The following is a 24,571-nucleotide window of genomic DNA, read 5'->3' on the forward strand; positions in this document are numbered from 1 at the left end:
GCTCCGTTTCTCAATTGGAGAAGACGATCGTTCGATCGCCGTTGATGATGACGCGGTCCTCGAGGAAGAGATGGACCGCGCGCGAGAGGACGCGCCGTTCGATGTCGCGCCCCTTCCGGACCAGATCGTCCGGCGTATCGCGGTGGCTGACGCGCTCGACGTCCTGTTCGATGATCGGACCTTCGTCCAGATCGCTCGTTGCGAAGTGCGCGGTCGCTCCGATGAGCTTCACGCCACGCGCGTGCGCCTGGTGGTAGGGTTTTGCGCCCTTGAACCCCGGCAGGAAGCTGTGGTGGATGTTGATGCAACGGCCATGGAGATGGCGCGAGAGATCGTCCGAGAGGATCTGCATGTAACGCGCGAGAACGACGAGATCGGCATTCGTCGTCGCGACAAGCGCCTTGATCTGCGCTTCCTGCTCCATCTTCGTTTCCTTCGTAACCGGAAGGTGATGGAAAGGGATGTCGCCGACGAGGCTCACGGCAAGGGCCGAACGCGGATGGTTGGAAACGATCCCGACGACGTCCATCTGGAGCTCGCCGAGCCTGTGGCGATAGAGGAGATCGCCCAGGCAGTGATCGAATTTGGAGACGAACAGGAGCACGCGCTTGCGTTCGGCCTGGGATCGGAGCTTCCACTCCATGCCGAACCTTCGGGCGATGATCTCAAGGCCTGCTCGCGCCTTCTGCGCGCCCTCGTCCGACAGTGTGACACCGACCCTCATGAAGAAGCGTTCGCTCATGATCTCGTCGACCTGCGCCGCCTCGATGATGTTGCCGCCGTTCTCGAACAGACAGCGCGAAACGTCGGCCACGATCCCGGGCACATCGCGGCATGACAGGGTCAGGATGTATTGAGAGCTTCCAGCAAGTTCAGGCTGCATCTGCGGACGATTCCTCGCGCCACGCGCGGTCGTGCTCCGACGCACCGACGGGGTGAGCGGATGTGGGAAAGGTTGAGAGGCGGACTGAGGAAGGGGACCGGACCAGCCTGTGCGGCCGGCGACCTACGGCTTTGACTTCACTCCCAAAGTCGCCCTGCGGGCGTTGCAGGAGACCATCGCGCATAAAGCCGTCATTGAAAATCCGGTATTATTCAATACAAGCTATCAATGTGATGGATATCAGACGGCTCGACCTGAACCTTCTTCTGCTGCTCGACGGGCTCTTCCGCACCCAGAACCTGTCGGCGCTCTCCCGTGAGCTCGGAATGAGCCAGCCAATGGCCAGCACCGGTCTGCGCAAGCTGCGGGATTTCTTTGGCGATCCGCTGTTTCTTTCGACCGGGCGCGGCATGCGGCCAACGCCCTTCGCGGAATCAATCGCCGAAGCCGTGCGGACAGTGCTGTCCACCGTCGATCAGCAGATACTCCGCAAGCCCCGTTTCGTGCCGGAAGACAGCGACCGCGTGTTCACGGTCACAACCTCGGATATCGGCGTCCTGATTTTCATCCCGCCGATCCTCCAACGCATTCGCAGCATGGCTCCCGGAGCGAGCTTGCGGTGCCTGCCGACGTCGCACGAGGATCTGGAAGACGCGCTCGAAAGCGGCGAGATCGATCTGGCGATAGGCTATTTTCCGGACCTCGTCGGTCCGAACATCGTGACGGAGGATCTGTTCGATCATCCCTTCACCAGCATCGTCCGAAAGGATCATCCAACGATCGGTGACACCCTCTCGCTCGAACAGTTTCTCGCCGCGGACCATATCGTCGTAAACCAGCAGGGGCGCAGTCAGGAGATCTTCGAAAGGCGCGTTCGCGAGCTCAAGCTGCAACGCCGCGTCGTGCTGCACCTGCCGCATTTCATGAGCGTGCCGCAATTGATTGCGACGAGCGATATGATCTCCACCGTGCCGTTCTCGCTCGGGGCCTGGTACGCGAACGCGGGGCTGAAGCTGCTGCCCCCGCCGGTCTCGATACCTCTCATCGAGTTGAAGCAGCACTGGCACCGGCGGATGGACAACGAACCCGCCGTGCGATGGCTTCAAACAATCGTGGCCGAGGAGCTCCGGGACCGCGACCCCGCGCTGGCGATGTCGGCCGATTATGCCAAGTCGCGCGCCAAAGCCGCGGCACCCATCGCCGGGCGGTCTGCGGCAACGACGGCGTCACGGCGGCGGTAAGCGCGTCACGAAGAGTTCACCATTTGGAGGAAACCGCGCCCAGTCCGCGCGTACCGGCTACATCAGCGGGGAAAATGTAGTGAACGCGGTCTTGGCATTTAACGCTGCTGGAAAGATCAAGACCCTGAGCTGTGGTCCGCCAGCACCAACTCATGCGTCATGTCGTCTTTGACGCGGTGCCTTTCAATGAGGGCGCCGGCGACCATTTCATCCATATTCCGGTACCAGACGCCAGCTCGCGGCGCGGGTGGCCGGCTCGTCGACCCAGGCTTCCCGCGCGAACCATGCGTGATCGGTGCGGCAGATCGGACACCGGGTGCGGGAGAAAAACACCGCGCGGCGTCCAAAGCTCTCGCGATCAGTCTTGATGCCGGTGGGAATCGCGTGTCCGGTTTGTGGACATTTGACCATGACCATTCCCATGTTGCCCTCCCTTGCGATTTGTCTTTGTTGTGGTTTGCAGAAAAACACCGGCCGGCTGGAATGCGCCTCTCGTCGGTGCGAGGCCTGAGAGGCATCGCGCACCTTGTTGGTCGAGCATGGGGCAGTGGGGCGTGCTCGCTCAGTTGGGCGTGGTCCAACCAGCCGGATCTCCTCCTCAGACGAATCCGAATGTGAAATTGAACGCGCTTTTAGCCGCCTGGGTGGAGGACCCTGGTGAAATGCTTCCTGATCGGCTCACCCGTTTCCGTCGCGAGCTTCTGGGCAAGCGCCCACAATTCCCTGTTCTGGTCAGAGGCGGTGTCGAAAGCCTTGCGCGCTTGCGCCGCCGACAATGTATAGGCATCGGTCGCGGACTTGCTGCCGAACAGATCGACGAAGAAATCGAGCGCAGAAGCGGCATTGGCGTTTGAGATTTCGAACACCTTGAGCCCGTAGTCGGTCGTGCATCTCGCATTGCTCGAATAGGTCTCACGCAGCGCCTGCGTCATTTCTTCCGATGCGGCCTTGATCTTCTCGCAGCCTTCCCGTGCGCGGGCGAGGCCCTGCTCGGCAAGCTCGCGCCCCACGCCGGGCAACACGACCTTCGAGAAATCCAACCATGGCATCGCGAAAACGTTCGTTCCGTTCGGCGGCAGTTTCGTTTGGCTTTCAGTCACGCAACATTTCCTTTCTCAAGCGAAAGCACTCCTCGCAACGCTCGCTTGCGTCACGAGAGCTCACGCTCTGTGTTCGATCAGATTTTGGATGAGCCTTGATCTAGCCCCGACCCGCCACGACTTTGTGCTGCGAGAAGCGGGAAGTCGGTTCGGTTTGTGACTCTCGCTCAAACTTTTTTTGAGATTGTCAACACAGACGAAGGTATGTCGGGCGAATGACTGTGCACAACAGGGATATCGCGAGGGGCAGGAAGTTCCTTCCTTAGCGCAAGCCTTGCAAAGGAGCCCCGCGCTGGCTGCGTTGGGATGCGCTACGTTGCGCAAGAACGGACATCACGCGACGTGCCTGCAACGGTAGCTTGCAAGCCTCAAGCCGCCTGCCCTTCTGCTTCACCCTGCCTATCGCTCACGGGCCACTTTCGGACAAACGAAACCGGCGGAGTGTGCTGGCGGAGTTCCTGAACGGCCCTTTCAGTAGCTTGTGCTCATCATCGCGTAGATCGCGCCGATCGCGGTGAAAGGCATGGTTCGCCCAACTCTCTCACCGCTGCGTTTGCCGCGCTCCGGAAATTGGAACCCCTTATGGTGTTACCCATACGCATTTTGCAATTGTGCCACATAGCGCTTGAATCTAAGTCCTGAATGATGGCGTAAGGCAAAACGCGCCTCGCGGTCGCGTGTGTTCGGAGTTTTATTTTTGAAATTGAGAGCTTCCGCAGCTGAATTGGATTTCGGAGCGCGAAGCGTACGCGGTTTCAAACAAAGTTCGAGTTTGCCGTCCTATGCCGCTCGAAATGCGGTTCGCGGTGGGCTACCGTGACGCGTCCCAGCGGAATTGGTAACCGACTTCTCGCCGCCCTACCGGCGGCAGATCTCGGTCTGCTAGCACCCGAGCTGGAGATGGTCGCGCTCGATCGGGACGCGGTCATCTCGCGGGCGGGTGACCAGACCGAGCACGTCCTCTTCCCTCATAGTGGGGCCATTTCGGTGATGATCGACATGGCGAACGGGGAGACGGTCGCCAGCGCTGCGATAGGGCGCGAGGGAGCAGTAGGCACCCTTTCCGTGCTGGGGCCGTCTCCTGCGGCCCTCACCGCCATCGTTCGTGCCGCCGGCACCGCCTCGCGGATCCCCGTATCGCGATTCCACGCGGCTTTTAGCCGTAGCCCCGCGATCCGCCACGCTGTCCAGCTTCACTTCAAGGCGATGCTGATACAGCTACAAATCGGCGGAGCCTGCAATGCGCTGCATCCGGTCCAAGCCCGCATGGCACGCTGGCTGCTCCATCTTCACGACCGCGTCGACCACGACGTCCTCCCGCTCACGCAGGAGACGCTTTCGCAAATACTGGGTGTGCGACGGACGACGGTGACGCTCCTGATGCGCAATCTGCGTGCTTCCGGAGCGATCAGATCTGAACGGCGAGGCGAAATCGAGATCGACCCATCGCGGCTCGCAGCGGCGGCGTGCGAATGCCGCGACACCATGCGTCTCGAAGTCGACGATATCTTCTCTATCGATCCAGCTTGAACTCGCGTTTGGTTCTGCCGAGGCACATTTGACCGTGACGATGACCGGTTTAGCCCGAAGAGCCGACGCCCCAGCGAGGAACGACATCCGGCGCCAGGGGCCAGAGGTCGACAAGGCGCGCGGGCTGTTGTCGTCGCAGCGCCTGATTACCGCTCCTCGGTCGGATGCACCCATTTGTAGGGCGTGATGCTTTGCGTGGCCGTCAGCTTGATCATGTGGACGGGCGGCGCGGAACGTCCCTTTCGGCACGACCGGCACTTGAGCGAGGCTTCCAGCTTCCAGATCGGCGTATCGCGGGGACGGCGGATCGCATCGAGCGGCAGGCTCGCGCGCGCCTTGCACCTGTTGCACTCGACCTCGAGCCAGCCCATGCCGCCGTTCAGGCATTGGCCGATCGTCGGCGAGGGCTGCGACGGACCACCGTAACCTTCCATGCGGACCGACCAGGCTTCGGCTTCGGCCCGATCAGCCTCGCGAACCGCCTTCCTGGCCTCCTCGCGCGCGTGCTTGGCCGAAATTTCCGCACCCAGAATCCGGCCGCCCCAGATGACCTCGCGTGATTTGGTGCTCATGCCGTCATCAAAGCTGCGCCCGACGGCGCTGGCAAATTATCGATCGCTAGTAGGTTGGATCCGCAATTCGATACTGCGGGTCGTGGGTGTGGAAAACCGAGGCTGAAGATCCCGTGGCGAAGCCGCGGCGCCAAGGGCTTGGCGTGGCACCGAAGGCCTGGCATGGCAGCAGCTGTCAGGCGACAGTAGGACGCAACTTCAAATCGCTTGCGCCGTTGAAGCCGCGCGTCTCGCGAGTTATCGATCCACCAAACCCGCCTTCCATCGGAGGAATGCATGAGCACCATCACCGGCGGCTGTCACTGCGGCGCAATCCGTTACGAGGTCGAGGGCGAGGCGATCGTGCATGCGCTGTGCCACTGCCGCGATTGCCGGCTCCACGCCGGCGCTCCGGTGGTCGGCTGGACGATGTATGCGGAGAGCGCTCTCAAGGTGACCAAGGGCGAGCCGAAGGTGTACCGCTCCTCTGAACATGTCCGGCGGCACTTTTGCGCCAATTGCGGCACCGGCCTGTTCTACGACAATGCCAGCCTGATGCCCGGGATCATCGATATCCAGAGCGCGACCTATGACGATCCCGAGGCCGTGCCGCCGACGATGCACATCCAGGTCGCCGAGCGCCTGCGCTGGATGGAGCACGCGCACGAACTGCCGACGTTCGACCGCTTTCCGCCGCAGCCGTAAGCGCGAGACATCATCGCCGGCTCGGCCTCGCCGTCAGCCTTTCGTGCTTGCAGTCTTGTCCAGCGCGGCGCGCAGGCCGTTCGCGAGCTTGACCGCGTCGTCATTGGCCCAGAAGTGCATGAAGAACAGTCGCGGCTGCTCGTCCAGCATGTGGCTGTGCAGCGCCGTGACCTCGATGCCGTGCGTGCGCAGCGCCACGATGACCGGGTTCACCTCGTCGCTGGTCAGCACGAAATCGCCGGTGATGGCGGCCTTGCCTGCTCCGGTCGGCTGGAAGTTGATGGCGATCGCAACGCCCATCGCACCGACGGGGGTCAGCAGCATGCCGTCCTCCGTGATCGGGTCGCGCCGCTTGACGTTGAACTGGTAGACGCCGCCGTTGGCCTGCCCCTTGACGCCGATGACCTGATCGAGCTTTGCGGTGTCGAGGTCGATGGCAGGCGGCGGGCCCGCCGGCACCGCGACCGTCAAGGGGGTTTTGCTTTCGGCCAGCGCATCGTGGATCGCCGAGGCCAGCTTGACGGGATCGCCGTGTCCGGCGACGTGCATGTAAAACGTCGCCGGGCTCGCACGCAGCAGATGATTATGCACGGCGGTGATCTCGATACCGCTCGCGATCATCTTCGCCATCACGGGATTGATCTCGGTCTCGAGGAGCACGAGATCGCCCATGACCATGGCACCGCCATGCGCGGGCTTGAACGCGAGCCAGCCGCCGAGCGCCAGCGCCGGCTTGATCGTCACCCCGTCCAAAGTCACGGTGAGATCGGTGCGAGGAAAGCCGTAGCGGTGGACATCGTCCGCGACGGCGGGCTTGCGGCCCAGTGTCTCGTCGACCTTCTTCCAGTCGAGTTCCTGCGCATGGGCGCTCGCGATGAAGCAGGCACCGACGCCGATCAGTGCCAAAATTGTCTTTCGCATTGAACTGCTCCCTAAGCTTGGATTTCAGGCTCCCGTGCCCCAGGGTTCACTTCTGCTCCTTGATCTGGCCGGCGCTGTCGACGACGAGCCGCACGTCCTTGCCGTCCTTCACGGCTTTTGCGGTCGTGCCCTCGGCAGTCGATTTGATGTCGCTGGCCAGCGTGTAGCCGGCCGCCTGGATTCTGGCGACGACCTCCTCTTGTGTCAGAGCGCGTGCACTCGACAGCCCGCTGGCGATCGCCAGAAAGAGGATTGTGTGAAAGATGACCTTTGTCCGCATGACATTCTCCTGGCGTCTCCTGCCCCAGGTGAAGTCGTTCGGCGCGGCGCGACGAGATGATGCCAACGCGCTTCGGCGCGGCCGCCGTGCACGAATGAAAAATCCCGATTTTGTCTGATGAGATTGGGAAACGATGACATGCTGCGTCCTTGGTGATCAGGACGCGATGCTTGGGCATGTCGCCTCGCGGGGAGATCGCAAATCCCCGTCGCGACGAATAGAAACCCGGGTGGCCCACCTGTCAACCGGCGCATCGCCGAGGCGCGTCACGAAGAGTTCACTCGGAACGGAACCGCCAACCGGCATCTTGAAACGACCGGGCGATCTCATTAGGGTTCGTCACGTGGGGACGAAGCAGACTCCCCGTGAGACCCCGGTCCAAGCTCTGCGCAGCACGCCATTCGTGGAGCTTGCGCATGGACACCGACTTCTCTTCCCGAAATGTTATCGCCATCCTCTCGCGCGGAGACGCCGCCGCGCGAGCGGCCGCAACGCCGCACAACAGCCGCTTCGTCTGCGTCTTCGAAGCCCTCGCCGCGTTCGGCATCGACGCGCGCCCCGTGATCTACGACGAGAGCTTTGCCGACGCAGTCCGCGATCAACTGCTCGCGGCCGACGGCGTGCTGGTCTGGGTCGATCCGATCCACCAGGGCAAGACGCGCGCCGAGCTCGACATCCTGCTGCGCGACGTCGCGGCGCGAGGTCCCTGGGTGAGCGCCCATCCCGACGTGATCCTGAAGATGGGCGTCAAGGAGGTGCTTTACCGAACGCGCCATTTGGGCTGGGGGACCGACACCCATCGCTATGATACCGCCGCGGCGTTCCGCGCCGAATTTCCCTCGCGCCTTCGGGCGGACGGCCCCCGCGTGCTCAAGCAAAATCGCGGCAATGGCGGCCAAGGGGTGTGGAAGGTCGAAGCGCTTCCGAACACGACGGAGACGGTTCGCGTGCTCCATGCCCAGCGCGGGAGCCGGCCCGAGGACATCAGGTTCGAGGATCTGGTGGCGCGCTGCGCGCCGTATTTCGGCTGGGGTGGCTGCATCATCGACCAGGCGTTTCAACCTCGTCTGCCCGACGGGATGATCCGCTGCTACATGAGCGGCGCCAGGGTCGCGGGCTTTGGGCACCAATTGATCAAGGCCTTGATCCCACCGCCTCCGGAAGGCCTCGACGCGCCCGAGGCGCAGCCCGGACCGCGGATCATGCACGGCCCTGATGCCCCGCCGTTCCGGGCGCTGCGAAGGTCGATGGAGGATGAATGGACGCCGCAGATGGTGGAAACGCTCGGCATCGATGAATCGTCACTGCCAGTGATCTGGGATGCGGATTTCCTGTACGGGCCGCGCGATGCGGCGGGCGCCGACACCTACGTGCTGTGCGAGATCAACGCGAGCTCCTGCTTTGCGATCCCCGAGGAGGCGCCGGCGGCGATCGCACGAACGGTGACGCACCGCCTGCTGCGGAGCCAGGAGACACGGTCCGGCTGAGCCAAAGCCCGGGAAGCCGGACGGCGTCTCGCGATCCTATTCGGCCGCTTGCGGAGGGCGCATGCCGTTCTCCATTTCAACGGCATGTTCGTCGACGAGCGCCGGTTGCTCGCCATCAGGCAGCCCCCGCCCCTTCACCAGCCCGAAAATCGCCGGGATCACGATCAGCGTCAGCAGTGTCGAGGAGATCATCCCGCCGATCATCGGCAGCGCGATGCGCTGCATGATCTCCGATCCGGCGCCGGTGCTCCACATGATCGGCAGCAGGCCCGCCATGATGGCGACCACCGTCATCATCTTGGGCCGGACGCGCTCGACCGCGCCCACCATGATGGCGTCATGGAGATCGCGCCGGGTGAAGACCCCGCCCTCGGCCTCGCGCCTCTCCTTCATCTCGGCCAGCGCGTGATCGAGGTAGATCAGCATCACGACGCCGGTCTCGGCGGCAACGCCGGCGAGCGCGATGAAGCCGACGGCGACCGCGACGGACAGATTGAAGCCGAACCACCACATCATCCAGATGCCGCCGACCAGCGCGAACGGCAGCGACAGCATCACGATCAGCGTCTCGGTCAGCGCCCTGAAATTCAGATACAGCAGCAGGAAGATGATCGTCAGCGTCACGGGCACGACGATTTTGAGGCGCGCTGCCGCGCGCTGGAGATATTCGTACTGGCCGCTCCAGACGACATAGGTGCCGGCGGGAAACTGGATGCTCTCCGTCACCGCGCGCTGCGCGTCCGCGACGTAGCTGCCGATGTCGCGGTCACGGATGTCGACATAGATGTAGGTCGCCAGCTGGCCGTTCTCGGTTCGGATCGACGTCGGCCCGCGCGCCGGCTCGACCTTCGCCACCTCGCCGAGCGGCACGGCGCCGCCCGCCGGCATCGGAACCAGGATATCGCCAGCGATCGCCTTGGGATTGTCGCGCAGGTCACGCGGATAGCGCATGTTCACCGTGAACCGCTGCCGGCCCTCCACGGTCGTCGTCACCGTCTGCCCGCCGAGCGCGGCCGCGATGGTGTCCTGAACGTCCTGGATCAAAATGCCGTAGCGGGCGAGCGCCTCGCGGTCCGGAACGATCTCGAGATAGTAGCCGCCGATGCCGCGCTCGGCGTAAGCCGAGGACGTGCCCGGAACGGTCTTGATCACCCGCTCGACCTGCCGCGCCAGCCGGTCGATCTCGACGAGGTCGGTGCCCATGACCTTGACGCCGACAGGCGTACGGATGCCGGTGGAGAGCATGTCGATGCGCGCCTTGATCGGCATGGTCCAGGCGTTGGAGACACCGGGAAACTGCAGCGCCTTGTCCATCTCCGCAATCAGACTGTCGACGGTGACGCCGGGCCGCCACTGCTCCTTCGGCTTCAGATTGACCACCGTCTCGAACATTTCGGTCGGCGCCGGATCGGTCGCGGTCGCCGCCCGTCCGGCCTTGCCGTAGACGGAGGCGACTTCGGGGAACGACTTGATGATGCGGTCCTGCGTCTGCATCAGTTCGGCCGCCTTGGTGACGGAGATGCCGGGCAGCGTCGTCGGCATGTAGAGCAGCGTGCCCTCGTTCAGCGCCGGCATGAACTCGGTGCCGAGCTGGCGGGCCGGCCAGATCGTGACGGCAAGGACTGCGACCGAGATCAGGATCACCAGCGTCCTGGCGCGAAGCACGCCCTTGATCACGGGCCGGTAGATCCAGATCAGGAAACGATTGACGACATTTTTGCTCTCCGGCACGATCCGGCCGCGAACGAAGATCACCATCAGGGCGGGCACAAGCGTCACGGACAAGAGGGCCGCGGCCGCCATCGAGAACGTCTTGGTGAACGCCAGCGGGCTGAACAGCCGTCCCTCCTGCGATTCCAGCGTGAAGATCGGCATGAACGACACGGTGATGATCAGCAGGCTGAAGAACAGCGCGGGGCCGACCTCCGCGGCGGCATCGATCAGGACCTGCACGCGCGATTGGCCGGGCCCGGCGCGCTCGAGGTGCTTGTGGGCGTTCTCGATCATGACGATCGCGGCGTCGACCATGGCGCCGATCGCGATTGCGATGCCGCCGAGACTCATGATGTTGGAGCCGAGGCCGAGCAGCTTCATGGCACCGAACGCCATCAGCACACCGACCGGCAGCATCAGGATCGCGACCAGCGCGCTGCGGACGTGCAGCAGGAACACGATGCAGACCAGCGCGACGACGACGCTCTCCTCGAACAGCGTGTGCTTGAGCGTGTCGATGGCCGCGTAGATCAGGTTGGAGCGATCGTAGACCGGCACAATCTCGACCGATTTCGGCAGGCTGCTCGCGATCTCCTTGAAGCGCTTCTTGACGTTCTCGATGACGTCGAGGGCGTTGACACCGAAACGCTGCAGCACGATGCCGCTGGCGACCTCGCCCTCGCCGTTCAGCTCGGTGATGCCCCTGCGCTCGTCCGGTCCGAGCTCGACATTGGCGACGTCGCGGAGCAGCACCGGCGTTCCGCCGGAGGTCTTCAGCACGATGTTGCCGAGATCGTTGATGCTCTTGATATAGCCCTTGCCACGGATGACATATTCGAACTCGGCGAGCTCGACGGTGCGTCCGCCGACATCGGCGTTGCTGGCGCGGATCGCCTCACGAATTTTCTGCATGCTGATGCCGCGGTCGCGCATCCGCTGCGGGTCGAGCACCACATTGTACTGCTTGACGAAGCCGCCGATGCTGGCGACCTCGGCGACACCTTCGGCCTTGGCCAGCGCGAATTTCAGATTCCAGTCCTGGATGGTGCGAGTATCCGCCAGGTTCAATTCCTTGGACAGGACCGCATACTGGTAGACCCAGCCGACGCCGGTGGCGTCGGGGCCGATGGTCGGGGTGACGCCGGCGGGCAGTCGCGACGAGGCGCCGTTGAGGAATTCCAGCACGCGCGAGCGCGCCCAATAGATGTCGGTGCCGTCCTCGAAGATCACGTAGACGAACGAGACTCCGAAGAAGGAGAAGCCGCGCACGACCTTCGATTTCGGCACCGTCAGCATCGCCGTCGTCAGGGGATAGGTGACCTGGTCCTCGATCACCTGCGGCGCCTGACCGGGATATTCGGTGTAGACGATGACCTGGGTGTCGGAGAGATCCGGGATTGCATCCAGCGGCAGGTGGATCAGCGCATAGAGACCGGCGGCGGCCGCAAAGCCGGTGCCGAACAGCACCAGCAGCAAATTGCGCGCCGACCAGGCGATGATGCGGGCGATCATTTGTGCTCTCCCGTCGCATGGCCCGCATCTGACGGCTGAGGCGCTCCCTCCGCAAACCCCTTGAGCGCGGCCTTCAGATTGCTTTCCGCATCGATCAGGAAGGTGGCGGATGTGACCACCGCCTCGCCATCGGCAAGTCCGTCGCGCACCTCGATGTAGCCGCCGCCGCGCCGGCCGAGCTTCACCTCGCGCGGCTCGAAGCGCCCTTCCCCCTTGTCGACGAGGACGGCCTGCCGCGTGCCGGTGTCGAGCACCGAACTGTCCTGGATCGCCAGCACAGGCGCGCCATCGGCCGTGTCGATCTCGGCATCGACATACATGTCCGGCAGCAGCACCGCATCGGGATTGGCGAGCTCGATCCGGACTCGAACCGTCCTGGTGTCGCGGTTCACCTGCGGATAGACCACGGCGATCTTGCCGCTGAAGATACGGCCGGGAAAGCTGCGCGCGCGCACCGCCACGGACTGCCCTATCTCGATGTTGCCGAAATCGCGCTCGGCGACGTCGGCCAACGCCCAGACGACCGAGGTGTCCGCAATCCGGAACAGCACGTCGCCGGAATTGGCGCGCATGCCGTCGATCGCGTTGCGCTCGAGCACGATGCCGTCGCGCGGCGCCGACCAATGCACGGTGACAGGCGCAACGCGCGTCCGCTCCATCTCGGCGATGACCTGCTCGGGCACGTCGAGATTGACCAGCCGTTGCCGCGAGCCGCGGCCATAGACCTCGACGCCGCCGACCGTCTTCGAGGTGATGGTCGCAAGATATTCCGCCGCCGCGGACGCCACCGCCGAGCTGTAGATCTCCATCAGCGGCTGGCCTGCCTTTACCCGCGTGCCGGTGGTGACGTCTGCGACTTTCTGCACGAAGCTTTCGGCACGCATCGCGATGACAGAGACGCGGCGCTCGTCGAGCTGGATCGTGCCGGGCGTCCTCACCGCGACGCGGATCGCGCGCCGCCGGACGGGCTCGGACTTGACGCCGGTGCGCTGGATCTTGCCCGGCGACAGCTTCACCGTGCCGTCGTCGGTCTCGTCGCCTTCGTAGACGGGGATATAGTTCATCCCCATCGGGTCCTTCTTCGGCACCGGCGAGGTGTCGGGCAGGCCCATGGGGTTGCGGTAATAGAGGATTTTTCGCGCGGAAGCGGCTTGCGCTGGCTTCGGTGCCACTGCAATCGCCTCACCGTCCTCATAGACCGGCAGATAATCCCGGCCGCGGTCGTCCTGCTTCGGAGTGGCGGACCAGAGCGGCGCGCCGCTGGGGTCGCGATAGTAGAGCGGAGTCCGATCCGCCTGGGCCGGAGCCGGGGTCGCCTCGGCATGAACGGACCAGCGGCCGTCGTTCGAGAACCAGTACGCACCCAAAGCCAGGCCGCCGCCCAGCGCGAGTGTTGTCAGGAGACGCAGCGTCTTCATGGTGTGCCTTCGCGCGGCGTGCGCGCATCCATGTGAATGGGACAGAGGAGTTCGGACGCCGCGCGCGGCGTCCGCACGCTCACTTGGTCGCCGTGACGATCACCTTGCCGGTGACAGTCTCGGGCTCGCCCTGGACCTTGGCCGACAGCGTGACCTGGTAGCGGCCGGCCATCGGCAGGTCCGTGCGGAAGGCATAGACGCCCGGCTCCTTCGACGGCAGCGGCGCCACCGCCGATTCCATCTCGGCCATCCCGTCCGGGGCCATGTCGACGCGGGTCTTGAAGATGACGGCGTCCGCCACCGGCTTGCCGGTCTGCTTGTTGGTCAGGCGAACCGAGAGCGTAACGTCGGCGCCCTTCTTCATTTGCGCAGTGACCGGCTCGAAAGCGTAATCGCCGGCGCCTGCCATCGCCGCGGAGGCGGCAAGCGAAAGGGTGGCGGCGAGCGCCGCGGTGGTGAATTTGGAAAGCATTGTCCTGTCCTCATGATCTGATCTTTCGCCGCGGCGCATGGCGCGCGCACGTCAGTCGTCGTCGCGCGCAAACGTGCTGCGCGCGTTCGGCTGTTGCGAGATCAGATTCGAGGAGGTCGGAAGGGAGGACTGCTGCCGCGGACGGAGACGACCTGATCCTCAGGGATGGCGATCGTGCTCACCGCTACGGCGAAATGCCCAAAGATGACGGGCCTGACGGCATCGAGCGCGATGGTGCCGCCGACGCAGCAGAAGCCCATCCCGCATTTGTAACCGCCGGTCTGGGACGGCGTCCCCTTCATGTTGGGGCAGCAATCGTCCATCGCCATGTCGCCGGCCGCGCCCATCTGCATGGTCGCCGGCATGTCGTCCGACGACATGGCAAGGCCGGATGCGGACGCGCCAACGGGCAGCATCGCCAGGGATATGGCGATTGCGAATGCCAGGATGGTACGAACGAGGCGCATCTTTATTGAGTCACCTTATCAAGGTCGCAGCGTATCCCTCGTAGCATATCCCAGTGCCGGTGGCGCTTGTTGATCCCGATCAAGCATTCGTGAGCAGGGGCCGGCCGGTACCGGCCCTGCCGCCGGCCCGGCTCAGATCTTCGGGATCTTCGCCCGCTCCACTACGCCGGTCCATTTGGCGATCTCGGTCCCGATCAGCTTCTTCATCTCCTCCGGCGAGCTGCCGCGGACCTCGCCGCCGACGGCCGTCTCCAGACGCTGCCTTAGCTCGGGATCCCCGAGCGCCTCCAGAGTCGCGGCATTGAGCGCGGCGATGATGGCAGGCGGCGTTCCCTTGGGCGCCAGCAGGCCGGCCCAGGTGCGCACGTCGTAGCCCTTGATGCCAGCTTCCTGCACGGTCGGAACATCAGGCAACAGCGCGGTGCGCGTCGGCGAAGTCACGGCCAAGCCACGGATCGCGCCGCTCTGGATCTGCGGGGCCAGCAGCACGGGCGTGCCGACGATGACGGGAACGTCGCCACCGAGCAGCGCGGTGACGGATTGGGAATCGCCGCGATACGGCACGTGCACGATCTCGATGCCGGCGGTGGCGTTGAGCAATTCGCCGGCAAGATGATGCGTGCTGCCGAAACCGACCGATCCGAAGCTGAGTGAACCCGGCTTTGCCTTGGCCATGGCAATGAGCTCACTCAGCGATTTTGCGGGGTAATCGTTGCGCACGGCGATGACGAGCGCGTAGTAGACCAGCGTCGAGATCATCTCGAAGCTTTCGGCCGGCTGATAGGCGAGGCTCTTGTAGGTCGCCGCGGAAATCGCGTGCGCGCCGGTGACGAGGCCGAGCGTATAACCGTCGGGCGCCGCCTTGGCGACCGCATCCGCCGCGATGTTGCCGCCGGCACCCGGCTTGGCCTCGACGATGATGGGCTGCCCGAGCTTCTTCGACAGCCCGTCGGCAATGATGCGCGAGAGCGTGTCGGCCGCGCCGCCGGCGGCAAAGCCATGCAGCAGGCGGATCGGGCGCGACGGATAATTGTCCGCCGATGCCGGGATGGTCGCGAGACAACCACCAAGCAGAAAAATGGCCGCAGCAAGCCGCTTCATCCGACGCATGGATGCATCCTCCCTTTGATTGTTATGTCGTTGGCCGCGCGTGCGGCGATCTTCCGTTAGAACTCAAATCCGCTAGCGCGCGAACTCCGTGCATTCAGGCGATGGCGGCATGCCCCAGACGTCGCGCGGCAGCCCGACCCAGACTTTTGGCCGCTGCGGACGATCGCGATGCCAGGGACGCGGCTCGAAATAGCCGAGCTCTTCGTCCACCATCCGATCGAGGTCATGAAACAACTCGACCAGATGCCCATCGGGATTGCGGTGATAGATCGCCGTGTTGTGGCCCGGGCCGTGACGCACCGGTCCCCAGAGCACCGGGAGCTTGTGACGCGCGAGATGGTCGCAGGCCCGATGCATGTGCTCGGGGCCGCGCAGCTCGAAAGCAAAGTGATGCAGACCGCGGTCAGGCGCGAGCGCGAAGTTGAGCGTGTGATGCTCGAAGCCGCTGCGCATGAACACGAAGCGGTCCTCGATCCAGTCGGAGACCCGCAGCCCCATCACGTTCGCGTAGAATTCCGAAGCGGCTTTGGGATCGGGCGTGCGGAGCGCGACGTGGCCGAGCTTGGCGACAGCAAGCCCACCGATCCGCTCCTGGGCGGGCGTCGGCGTCCAGCCCTGGATCAACTCGAAACGTGTGCCTTCGGGATCGCTAAACGACAGCAGCCGGGACACACCAGGCAAGGGATCGCTCCGAAGCTCGGGCCGTAAGTCCGCCTGCTTGAGCGCGGCGCCCAGCGCCTCGATCTGGACCTCCGGGGAGATCTCAAAGGCGATGCTGCTCAGCGCGGCATCGCCGGGCTCGATCACGAGCGAGAGCTGCTCGGAATCGCTGGCGAGGAACAGGCGGTTGCCATCGCGGGCCACGAGGCCAAGTCCAATCACGCCGCGATAATAGTCGAGCAGCCGCTCCGGATCGGGCGAGGTGAAGGTCGCGTGTCGCAGCCGCGTGAAGCGTGCAATGGGTGCTTGTGTGCTCATCGTGCGGTTCACCCCCTCATGGAATCATGATGATCTTGCCGAGCGCGGAGCCCTGCTCCAGCAGCGTATGGGCCTTCCTGACCTCGTCGAGCTTCAGCACCGCCGAGATCGCCGGCTTGATCGCGTTGCGGCTCAAGGCCTCGATCACGCTGCGCATCAGGGCACGGCGTCCGTCACGATCGTGGTCGTAGATGTGGAAGGAGAAGCAGCGTATCGCCGGACAGATGTCGAGATGATCGCGCATCGCCGCCATCAGATTCTCTTCCGGCAATCCGGCGAAGGCGTTGTAGGACAATAGCGTGCCCCATTTGCCGAGCGCGCCGAGATAAGAGGTGAACTCGGGACCGCAGACGTGATCGAGCACGAGGCCGACGCCCTCGCCATCCGTCAGTTCGCGGGTGCGCGCCACGACATCCTCGCTTCGGTAGAAGATGACATGATCGGCGCCGTTCGCCCTGGCGAATGCAGCCTTCTCTTCGGTGGAGACCGTGCCGATGACGGTCATCCCGGCAAGCTTGGCCAGTTGCACCAGCGCCGTGCCGACGCCGCCGGCTGCGCCGATCACGAGCGCGCTTGCGGGCGCGCGGGGATGGCGGCATTCGTGCAGCAGTGCGTAAGCGACCTGATAGTTCGACAGGCACACGGCGGCCTGCAGCTCGACATGATCGGGCAGCGCGTGCACGGCATCCGCGGGCGCGACCACGTAATCGGCGTAGCAGCCGCCGCGCTGGGACAGATCGCGGGCGCTGAGCAGCACCTTCTGGCCGAGGGCAAGTCCCTCGACGCCGGACCCGAGCGCAGAAATGCGTCCCGCAACATCGTTGCCGGGATTGGCCGGCAACGGCGGCATCCATTTGTAGACGCCGCGCCGGATCAGCACGTCGGGTTGACCGACCCCGAACGCCTCGGCCCGGATTTGCACCTGGCCGGCTCCGGGCACAGGCACAGGAAGCTCGACCACCTCGAGCGCATCCGGCCCACCCGGCTGACGCACCAGCACCGCCCTCATGACTTCACACGCTCCCTAGACCATATTTTCGAAAATCATACCGTTTACGAAAATTATTGCAAGATGCTCGTTAGCGCGGCATGTTCAGGCATCGATTCAGCGACAGATCCCCATGCCCGAGAGCGCCATCCGCCCCCGCAAGGAATTCGGCAAGACCATCGCCGCCGACATCACGCATCGGCTGCGCGAGGAGATCATTGCCTGCGCGCTTCCGCCCGGCGAGCCTTTGCGCTTCGACGTGCTGCGCGAACGGTTCGGCGCGAGCTTCACCACGCTGCGCGAGGCGCTGACCGCGCTCGCCGCCGAAGGCCTGGTCGACGCCCAGGAGCAGCGCGGCTTTCGCGTCGCGCCGGTGAGCCGCCAGGATCTGGTCGAGGTTACCGATGCAAGGGTGCTGATCGAGGTGGAATTGATCCGCCGCTCTATCGAGCGGGGCGATGACGATTGGGAAATCGCGGTGATCTCCACGCTCCACCGCTTGAAGCGGATCGAGCAGCGCGATCCCGAACATCCCCTGCGCGATCCCGAGTGGAAGATCGCGCATCGCCAGTTCCACCAGGCGCTGGTCTCCGCCTGCGGCTCGGCGACGCTGCTCGCCATTCGCGCCGAGCTGTTCGATCGTGCCGAGCGCTACCGGCATCTCTCCGCCAATTTCAGGCCGCGCCCGCGCGACAAGGCCGGCGAGCACCAGGCCATCATGCAGGCCGCCATCTCGCGCAACGCAGATCTCGCCGTGCAGTTGATCGAAGCGCATATCCGCTCGACCTCCGACAACGTCGCCAAATACGCCGGCCATCTGCTCGACGCCGAATAGACGAACTGCATTTTGACGCGGCGGGCTTGCGCCCGGCTTCATTTTCGAAAATAATACACCCTATCGAAAATAGGAACCCTTGGGGCGAAACCATGAAGCTGCTGTCGTTCTTGGACGGAAATCGGGAAAGCTGGGGCGCCGTTGTCGAAAACCGCGTGGTGGATCTGGGCCGCGCCCTGCCCCGGTACCCGACGCTTGCGGACTTTCTCGGCAGCGATGACTACGCCAGGCGCGAGGCGATCGTCGCCGGGCACAAGCCGACGCTGGCGCTGAGCGACGTCAAGTATCTGCCGGTGATTCCGCGGCCCGAGAAGATCGTCTGCGCCGTGCGCAACTATCTCGACCACCACAATGAAGCCGTGGCGTTCGGCATGAAGCGCGAGATTACGGAATTCCCGCCGATCTTCCTGCGGGTCTGGCGTTCCCAGGTTGCGCACAACGCGCCGGTGATCCGGCCGAAGGTCTCGGACAATTTCGACTGGGAGGGAGAGCTCGCCGTCGTCATCGGCAAGGGCGGCCGTCACATCAGCCAGGCCGACGCATGGAATCATGTGGCGGGCTATTCGATCTACAACGACGTCAGCGTGCGCGACTGGCAGCGCCACGCGCAGCAAATCGCTTCGGGCAAGAACTTCGTCGGCACCGGCCCGTTCGGACCGTGGCTGGTCACGCCGGACGAGATCGGCGATCCCACCAAGCTGAAGCTCGAGACGCGCGTCAACGGCGCGACCGTGCAGTCCTCCGACACCTCGATGCTGATCTTCTCGATCCCGCGGCTGATTGAATATTGCTCGACCATTTTCGATCTCGTCCCCGGCGACGTCATCGCGACCGGCACGCCGGCCGGCGTCGGCTTCACCCGCAAGCCGCCGATCTTCCTTAAAGCCGGCGATGTGGTCGAGGTCGAGATCGAGAACATCGGCGTGCTCAGCAATCCCGTCGTGGACGAGGCCTAGCTTCAGCATGTCGTCCTACGATATTCGCAAGACCGCGCTCGGCGTCGAGACCATCTGGCATGAGCGCGGGCCCCGGCTGGAAAAGCCGCTGCTGGTCGGAACCGCCGTCGCGGTGATCCGCAATCCCTTCGCCGGCCGCTATGAGCCGGACCTGATGCCGTTCCAGGCGTCCTTGCGTCAGCTCGGGCGCGAGCTTGCGAGCGCGCTGATCGCACAGCTCGGCGGCGCCGAGCGCATCGAAGCCTATGGCAAAGGCATCATCGTCGGCGAGGACGGCGAGCTCGAGCAAGGCGCCGTCTGGCATGAAGCCGGCGGCCATGGCATGCGCGAGGTACTGGGCCAGCCGAAGGCGATCGTGCCGGCCGCGAAGACCATCGGCGGTCCCGGCACGCGCCTGATGGTACCGCTCGGCCACATCCATGCCGCCTATGTCCGCAGCCATTTCGGCACCGCGGAGATGACGCTGTGGGATGCGCCACGGCGCGACGAGATCGCCTTCGGCCTCGTGATGGCAACCGGCAGCCGACCGCACGCGCGCATCGGCGGCCTCAAGGCGTCGGAGATCTCCGTGCATGACGGGCAGCGGTGAGGTGTCGGCGCGCGCTCAGTGCGCGCCGCAGCGGCAGCGCTCGTAATCGGCGGGATCGTGGCTGTTGACGATGCTCACGCGATCGCCGTGATCGCGCTTCAGCGCGCGCAGCCGTTCCTGGTTGGCGATCCGCATGTCGCGGTCCATGTCGCCGCGGCGTTGGAAGTAGCCGAGCATCAACGGCATGCGCGGCGACGCGTCGAGCTGGGCATGGTGGAAGTAGCTGTCGCCGGCATGCAGCAACCAGCCATCGCCTGATCGTACCGCGATGCCGCAATGGCCGAGCGTGTGGCCGGCAAGCGGGATCATCAGGATGTCCGCCTCCTTGTCGCCGAGCGCGCGCACGCCCTTGAAGCCGAACCAGTCTTCACCGGCTTCGCCATAGAATTGCCAGCGCGGACCGTGGCTCCACTGCCCCGTGACAAAGCGGCCTTCCGGAGGCGCGGGCTTGCGCAGCACCGCCATGTCGTATTCCGCGCGGTGGACGTGGATCGCGGCATCGGGAAAGTCGGGCACGCCGCCGGCATGATCGCGGTCGAGATGCGTCAGCAGCACGTGACGCACGTCGTTCGGTGAATAGCCGAGCGCCCTCACCTGCTCGGCCGCCGTCTCCGCGGGATCCAGCTTTGGCGCGGTCTGCCGCACCCAGCGCCGCCCCAGCCGCTCAGGCGATGCGATGTCATCGAGGCCGATCCCGGTGTCGACCAAAGCCAGCCCGTCATTCGTCTCCATCAGCAGGCAGTGGCAGACCAGGCGGGCGCGCTGGAACAAGCTGCCGCTACCGTTCACCAGGCGGCGGCCGATCGGGCACATCGTGCCGGTGTTGAGATGGTGGATCTTCATCGCGTATCCCTGCCGGTGTTCGTGAGCAGGACGCTCTTGTCATGGCTCGATCCATAGGTAAAATATCGAATATTGATACTATCTCTAGGCCAATCCTATGGATATCCGCGAGCTTCGCTACTTCGCCGCCGTCTACCGCGAGCGCAATCTGACCGCGGCGGCGCGGGCCTGCTTCGTGTCGCAGCCGTCGATCTCGACTGCGATCACCAATCTGGAGGCGGAGCTCGGCACCACGCTGTTCATTCGGCACAAGAAGGGCGTCGCGCCCACTGCCTCGGCCGAGCAGTTTCATACGCTGGCGCGCCGCATTATCGACGAGGCCGATGCCGCGCGCAGCCTGTTCAAAAAGCCTATCACGAAGACCACGGTGACGCTGGGCCTGATGCGCACGCTCGACGTGCCCCGGACCATCGCGCTCTTGAAACCGCTGACGGCGCGTAGCGACATCGCGCTTCGCCTCGTCGGCAGCGAAGAGCGCGCAGACGCGCGGATCATCGCCAAGACCATGGTGCGCGATGACGAGCATTTCGTCGCGATGTGGAGCGAGCGCTATGTCGCCGCGTTGCCGCCGTCGCACCCGCTGACGCTGAAGGACAAGCTCCGGGCTGCCGACCTCGCCGGCGTGCCGCTGATCGACCGCTGTCATTGTGAACAGAACGCATTCTTCGGCCGCAATGCGCAGCGGCGCCAGACCGCGGCGATCGCGCAATCGGAGGATTGGGCCATCGCGCTGGTCGCCGCCGGCGTCGGCATCGCCATCGTCCCGGAAGGCGTGGCGAAGGGCAATCTTGATGTCGCGGTGCGCGAGATCGAGGTCAAGGTGAAGCGCGAGGTCGGCCTCGCCTACCGCGCCTCGGTGCCGCTGGCGGATGCGCTGAAGGAGTTTGTCGGGAAGCTGCAGAAGCAGCGGCGGCCGGATCGAACCAAGCGCCGGGTCGGCGCGCGCAAAAAGCTCAGCCCTTCGAGATGACCGCACGCCCATAGGGCGGTTGCGCCTGGACCGGCGGGTTGGCGGTCTGGGCGGCGAGCTCGCCGATCAGGCGGTCGGCGTCGGCGGCCATGCCGTCGGGGGCATGGATCACCAAGCGCTCCAGCGCCCAGCGGTAGGAAGAGATCCGCTGCTCCAGGCATTGCTGCACCCACTGCACGATCAGCGAGTTCTCCTGCATGCGCGCCACCGCGTCGTCCCTCTCCCTCGGCGAGAGCGCGGAGACGCGCGCCATGCTGGCGTCGCGCTTCCGGTCGAGATCGATGACGCGGATCGCGGACGCGAAGAACGGCTCGAAGCGGGTGATGTCGTTGCGCACGTCCTCGATCAGCTGCGCATAACGCGAGGAATGCGAGCGGTGCGGCTCGTCGATCAGTGTGCGACCATACATGGTACGGTCGAACACGACCTTCTGCCGCCAGGGCGAAGGCATCGCCTTGTAGTCGCCGAACACGCTCTTCCATGCGGGGCGTGACAGCGGCGGCTCGATCATGGGATAGGCGAGGTCGCGCAGCTGGCGCTCCTCGTCGGTGAGCTGGAATTGCGAGGGACCCAGGCCGACGCTGCCGGTGGCTTCGGCCCCCAACCAGCGATGCATATCGTCGCTGCGCATGTCAGCGCGGGTGCGGCCGAAATCGCCGCCGCTACAGGCCCCGAGCGTCGCAGCCAGGAGCGTGAGCAGGACGGCCGATAGAACAGACCGGATCTGGCGGATGGTGTCCGGCATTGCAAAAGCCCGAAATCAGCGACGGCGACGACGGCGCCCCGGCGCTGTGCCCTGCTCCGGCCCGTGATCGCCGCTGGTTTCGTCTACCTCGCGCTCGATACGGATGACGGGAAGGATCAGGATCGTTCCCATGTCCGCGCGCGGAGCGACATCCCCCGACGAGCCCACCCGGCGACCGGCCGGAAATTCAATGATGGTCCCCATGTCAGCTCTCTTCAATTGCCGCGCGACCAGGCGCGCTCATGCAACATGCATTCATTAAGATCAGTTCATGGTTAACGGGGTGTAAACGTCGCGGTCGGACCGTAGCCGCACGGGCCGGCCGCGACGTCCCGCTGCGGCACGAGATCGCTACAAATCGAGCGTTCGGCTTCACGCCTCGTTTTCCTTAACGAGCCTTTAAAGGAGCCTGCGATAGGCTGGCGAGCAGTATCTCTTCCAGGTCGCGTATCTCTCCATGACCAAGTCGCTGTTTCCCGGATTCGACGGGCTGATGTCCCTCTCCCGTCGCGAAGGCGTCGATGTTCGGCCGACGCTGCTGCGCGTGCTGACCGACCTCTATGTGCAGACGCGCATCCACAGCGACGACGAGCAGCGCCAGTTCACCGAGCTTGCAACGCGGCTGATCGACCAGGTCGACGATGCGACCCGCGCAGCCATCAAGGCCAAGCTCGCAATCTATCCGTCGACGCCCGTCCCGGTCCTGCAAAAGCTCGGGCTCGTCGCCGCGCAGGAAGGCCGCAGGGTTCCGCTCGCCCGCGAGATCGCCACGCCCGCACCCGCCCCCTCGCCGGCCCGCACGCCGACCGACGCCGAGCTGCGCATGGCCGCCAACATGGCGATGCAGCCGACGGACGCCGCCGAGATCCACGACATGTTCTTCCACGCCGGCGCCTCCGAGCGCGCGCTGATCCTGCACAACCTGGCGCAGACCCCGCTGAAGGCCGCGCCCCGCATTCCGACCGTGCGCGCCAAGCGCGCGATTCAGATCCTGGAGATGGCGGCGATCGCGGGCGACGTCGACAATTTTACCCTCGAGCTCGGCGACAGCCTGATCCTGCCCTCGCGCGTCGCGGCCCAGATCGTCGACGATGCCGGCGGCGAGGCGCTCGCGGTCGCCGCGCGCGCGCTCGACATGCCGAGCCCGAACTTCCAGCGCATCCTGCTGTTCTTCAAGCCGGAGATCGGCACGTCCGTGAACGAGGTGTACCGGCTGTCGCGGCTCTACGACCGCCTCAGTGACCGTTCGGCGCTGGTGATGCTGGCAGCCTGGCGCGGCTCGACGCTCGCCGTTACGCGCGCAAAGTACCAGCCGTCACTGCACGATGGCGAACGCCAGCGCGCCCGCGCGGGGGCAAGCCAAACGCGGCCGGGCGTGCAGCCCGGCGCGATGCCGCGCCGCACCGGCACCGACGGGTCATCGGATCGGTAGCGCAGACGGTTTAGCCCGTAGCCCGGATGGAGCGCAGCGTAATCCGGGTCTCCGTCACTCGTGGCGGAAGTCCCGGATTACGCTTCGCTCCATCCGGGCTACAAGGCTGGGTGTTGGGCTCGCAACGACGGAAGAGCAGCAGTTACGTCTTCGCCAGTTCCAGAAAATGCCGCCCGCCGCGATCCTCGGTCTCGACGATCCAGGCGTCCGGATCGAAGCGGATTTCCTTGGCGAGACGCTCCTCGATCGTGTGCTCGGGCAGGGGTTGCTGCGCGACCGGCACGAAGAAGCGATCGACGGGACGGCCGTCGTCATAGACGGTCTGCGGCGCCGGCGCGTAGAGCATCGCATGGCCGTCGAGCAACGACACCTTCACGAACACCGCGCCCGCCTCCTCGGCCCCGCGACGACGCACCGCGCCGAACACGCCCTCGGTCTGGCACCGGCGCAGGTAGGCCGCGACCCATATGTTGGATTTCAAACGCATGAGTCGAACGATAGGCCAGCGTGACGCGCGCCGCCAGTCTCAGCGTCCGATTGTCACGCCTTGCTTACACGTTGCCCGCCGTTGATCTGGCGCGCAACGAGATATGACAGCGGCATCGCAAGCGCGAATCCCACGGCGACTGCATAGGGGATGTTCCTGATCGCGTCGGCGGCGAAACTCGGCACCATCAGCACGACGATCAGGCTGACGCCCGCCAGCGTCGTGCCCAGCATAATCCAGACCAGAACCGAGACCTTGAACATGACAATCTCTCTTCTTCGTTGAAGATGAGCGATCATGTTCCCCAACGCTGTCGACCGTCATTGATCCCAAGCAAATCGCCCGCGCGCGGGCGCGG

Annotated in this window: 27 protein-coding genes; 9 read left to right on the forward strand and 18 right to left on the reverse strand. The window is 64.7% G+C overall.

Annotated features, from left to right (window positions below; translation table 11 throughout):
• Positions 1–10 precede the first annotated feature (10 nt).
• The gene (purU, locus tag GGD62_RS18655; protein ID WP_018315797.1) at positions 11–883 is read right to left on the reverse strand and encodes a formyltetrahydrofolate deformylase; all 873 of its coding nucleotides are present in this window, start codon (positions 881–883) and stop codon (positions 11–13) included.
• A 62-nt stretch (positions 884–945) separates the two neighbouring features.
• On the opposite strand from purU, the gene GGD62_RS18660 reads away from it, so the two are divergent.
• Positions 946–2,124, forward strand: a complete 1,179-nt coding sequence (locus GGD62_RS18660; RefSeq protein ID WP_312014271.1) for a LysR family transcriptional regulator — start codon at positions 946–948, stop codon at positions 2,122–2,124.
• A 207-nt stretch (positions 2,125–2,331) separates the two neighbouring features.
• Here GGD62_RS18660 and GGD62_RS18665 read toward each other — a convergent pair whose 3' ends face one another.
• The gene (locus GGD62_RS18665; RefSeq protein ID WP_026201549.1) at positions 2,332–2,547 is read right to left on the reverse strand and encodes a hypothetical protein; all 216 of its coding nucleotides are present in this window, start codon (positions 2,545–2,547) and stop codon (positions 2,332–2,334) included.
• A gap of 209 nt (positions 2,548–2,756) precedes the next feature.
• Positions 2,757–3,224: a phasin family protein gene (locus tag GGD62_RS40840; protein ID WP_143109050.1), complete on the reverse strand. Its 468-nt coding sequence runs from the start codon at positions 3,222–3,224 to the stop codon at positions 2,757–2,759.
• 816 nt (positions 3,225–4,040) lie between these two features.
• On the opposite strand from GGD62_RS40840, the gene GGD62_RS18675 reads away from it, so the two are divergent.
• Entirely contained in the window at positions 4,041–4,754 is a 714-nt protein-coding gene (locus GGD62_RS18675) for a Crp/Fnr family transcriptional regulator (protein WP_183709414.1), read from the forward strand.
• 146 nt (positions 4,755–4,900) lie between these two features.
• On the opposite strand, the gene GGD62_RS18680 is transcribed toward GGD62_RS18675, so the two are convergent.
• Positions 4,901–5,326, reverse strand: coding sequence for a hypothetical protein (locus GGD62_RS18680; RefSeq protein ID WP_018315792.1), 426 nt, complete (start codon positions 5,324–5,326; stop codon positions 4,901–4,903).
• A 276-nt stretch (positions 5,327–5,602) separates the two neighbouring features.
• Here GGD62_RS18680 and GGD62_RS18685 point away from each other — a divergent pair, with 276 nt between their 5' ends.
• Entirely contained in the window at positions 5,603–6,010 is a 408-nt protein-coding gene (locus tag GGD62_RS18685) for a GFA family protein (RefSeq protein ID WP_018315791.1), read from the forward strand.
• 33 nt (positions 6,011–6,043) lie between these two features.
• On the opposite strand, the gene GGD62_RS18690 is transcribed toward GGD62_RS18685, so the two are convergent.
• Together GGD62_RS18690 and GGD62_RS18695 are read right to left on the reverse strand one after the other, a co-directional pair.
• On the reverse strand, positions 6,044–6,931 hold the full coding sequence (locus tag GGD62_RS18690) for a DUF1259 domain-containing protein (protein ID WP_183258403.1): 888 nt from the start codon (positions 6,929–6,931) through the stop codon (positions 6,044–6,046).
• Between the two features lie 46 nt (positions 6,932–6,977).
• Positions 6,978–7,211 carry a hypothetical protein gene (locus GGD62_RS18695; RefSeq protein ID WP_183709417.1) on the reverse strand — a complete coding sequence of 78 codons (234 nt, stop codon included), beginning with the start codon at positions 7,209–7,211 and terminating at the stop codon, positions 6,978–6,980.
• 416 nt (positions 7,212–7,627) lie between these two features.
• Between GGD62_RS18695 and GGD62_RS18700 the strand changes: the two genes are divergently transcribed.
• Entirely contained in the window at positions 7,628–8,698 is a 1,071-nt protein-coding gene (locus GGD62_RS18700; protein WP_183709419.1) for a Cj0069 family protein, read from the forward strand.
• Positions 8,699–8,734: 36 nt separating this feature from the next.
• Here the strand turns inward: GGD62_RS18700 and GGD62_RS18705 are convergent, their stop codons facing one another.
• The 7 genes from GGD62_RS18705 to GGD62_RS18735 form a co-directional block, all read right to left on the reverse strand.
• A complete protein-coding gene (locus GGD62_RS18705) occupies positions 8,735–11,923 on the reverse strand; it encodes an efflux RND transporter permease subunit (protein ID WP_183709421.1) in 3,189 nt (1,062 codons plus the stop codon).
• Complete coding sequence (locus tag GGD62_RS18710; RefSeq protein WP_183709423.1) at positions 11,920–13,341, reverse strand: efflux RND transporter periplasmic adaptor subunit; 1,422 nt, start codon at positions 13,339–13,341, stop codon at positions 11,920–11,922. The genes GGD62_RS18705 and GGD62_RS18710 overlap by 4 nt, the downstream gene beginning before the upstream one ends.
• Positions 13,342–13,420: 79 nt before the next feature.
• Positions 13,421–13,813, reverse strand: coding sequence for a FixH family protein (locus GGD62_RS18715; protein ID WP_183709425.1), 393 nt, complete (start codon positions 13,811–13,813; stop codon positions 13,421–13,423).
• A 101-nt stretch (positions 13,814–13,914) separates the two neighbouring features.
• Entirely contained in the window at positions 13,915–14,280 is a 366-nt protein-coding gene (locus GGD62_RS18720; protein WP_183709427.1) for a hypothetical protein, read from the reverse strand.
• A gap of 132 nt (positions 14,281–14,412) precedes the next feature.
• On the reverse strand, positions 14,413–15,390 hold the full coding sequence (locus GGD62_RS18725; protein WP_179734065.1) for a tripartite tricarboxylate transporter substrate binding protein: 978 nt from the start codon (positions 15,388–15,390) through the stop codon (positions 14,413–14,415).
• Positions 15,391–15,462: 72 nt separating this feature from the next.
• Entirely contained in the window at positions 15,463–16,368 is a 906-nt protein-coding gene (locus GGD62_RS18730; RefSeq protein WP_183709429.1) for a VOC family protein, read from the reverse strand.
• A 16-nt stretch (positions 16,369–16,384) separates the two neighbouring features.
• Complete coding sequence (locus tag GGD62_RS18735) at positions 16,385–17,377, reverse strand: zinc-dependent alcohol dehydrogenase family protein (protein ID WP_183709431.1); 993 nt, start codon at positions 17,375–17,377, stop codon at positions 16,385–16,387.
• A 112-nt stretch (positions 17,378–17,489) separates the two neighbouring features.
• Between GGD62_RS18735 and GGD62_RS18740 the strand changes: the two genes are divergently transcribed.
• The 3 genes from GGD62_RS18740 to GGD62_RS18750 all read left to right on the forward strand — a co-directional run bounded on the left by GGD62_RS18740 (position 17,490) and on the right by GGD62_RS18750 (position 19,736).
• Positions 17,490–18,191 carry a GntR family transcriptional regulator gene (locus tag GGD62_RS18740; RefSeq protein ID WP_092256579.1) on the forward strand — a complete coding sequence of 234 codons (702 nt, stop codon included), beginning with the start codon at positions 17,490–17,492 and terminating at the stop codon, positions 18,189–18,191.
• A 92-nt stretch (positions 18,192–18,283) separates the two neighbouring features.
• Positions 18,284–19,147: a fumarylacetoacetate hydrolase family protein gene (locus GGD62_RS18745; protein ID WP_183709433.1), complete on the forward strand. Its 864-nt coding sequence runs from the start codon at positions 18,284–18,286 to the stop codon at positions 19,145–19,147.
• 7 nt (positions 19,148–19,154) lie between these two features.
• Positions 19,155–19,736, forward strand: a complete 582-nt coding sequence (locus tag GGD62_RS18750) for an amino acid synthesis family protein (RefSeq protein WP_183709435.1) — start codon at positions 19,155–19,157, stop codon at positions 19,734–19,736.
• A 15-nt stretch (positions 19,737–19,751) separates the two neighbouring features.
• Here the strand turns inward: GGD62_RS18750 and GGD62_RS18755 are convergent, their stop codons facing one another.
• Complete coding sequence (locus tag GGD62_RS18755) at positions 19,752–20,579, reverse strand: MBL fold metallo-hydrolase (RefSeq protein WP_183709437.1); 828 nt, start codon at positions 20,577–20,579, stop codon at positions 19,752–19,754.
• A 97-nt stretch (positions 20,580–20,676) separates the two neighbouring features.
• Between GGD62_RS18755 and GGD62_RS18760 the strand changes: the two genes are divergently transcribed.
• Positions 20,677–21,549: a LysR family transcriptional regulator gene (locus tag GGD62_RS18760; protein ID WP_183237394.1), complete on the forward strand. Its 873-nt coding sequence runs from the start codon at positions 20,677–20,679 to the stop codon at positions 21,547–21,549.
• Here the strand turns inward: GGD62_RS18760 and GGD62_RS18765 are convergent.
• Together GGD62_RS18765 and GGD62_RS18770 are read right to left on the reverse strand one after the other, a co-directional pair.
• Positions 21,533–22,294, reverse strand: coding sequence for a hypothetical protein (locus GGD62_RS18765; protein WP_183709439.1), 762 nt, complete (start codon positions 22,292–22,294; stop codon positions 21,533–21,535). The genes GGD62_RS18760 and GGD62_RS18765 overlap by 17 nt on opposite strands.
• 15 nt (positions 22,295–22,309) lie before the next feature.
• A complete protein-coding gene (locus GGD62_RS18770; RefSeq protein ID WP_179734048.1) occupies positions 22,310–22,498 on the reverse strand; it encodes a hypothetical protein in 189 nt (62 codons plus the stop codon).
• 253 nt (positions 22,499–22,751) lie between these two features.
• Here GGD62_RS18770 and GGD62_RS18775 point away from each other — a divergent pair, with 253 nt between their 5' ends.
• Positions 22,752–23,726, forward strand: a complete 975-nt coding sequence (locus GGD62_RS18775; RefSeq protein WP_183709441.1) for a DUF2336 domain-containing protein — start codon at positions 22,752–22,754, stop codon at positions 23,724–23,726.
• 142 nt (positions 23,727–23,868) lie between these two features.
• Here the strand turns inward: GGD62_RS18775 and GGD62_RS18780 are convergent, their stop codons facing one another.
• Positions 23,869–24,213, reverse strand: a complete 345-nt coding sequence (locus GGD62_RS18780) for a DUF1491 family protein (protein WP_018315768.1) — start codon at positions 24,211–24,213, stop codon at positions 23,869–23,871.
• 53 nt (positions 24,214–24,266) lie between these two features.
• Positions 24,267–24,476 carry a hypothetical protein gene (locus GGD62_RS18785; RefSeq protein WP_026201548.1) on the reverse strand — a complete coding sequence of 70 codons (210 nt, stop codon included), beginning with the start codon at positions 24,474–24,476 and terminating at the stop codon, positions 24,267–24,269.
• Between the last annotated feature and the right edge of the window lie 95 nt (positions 24,477–24,571).

The organism is Bradyrhizobium sp. ERR14, assembly GCF_014198235.1.
Classification (GTDB): Bacteria; Pseudomonadota; Alphaproteobacteria; order Rhizobiales; family Xanthobacteraceae; genus Bradyrhizobium.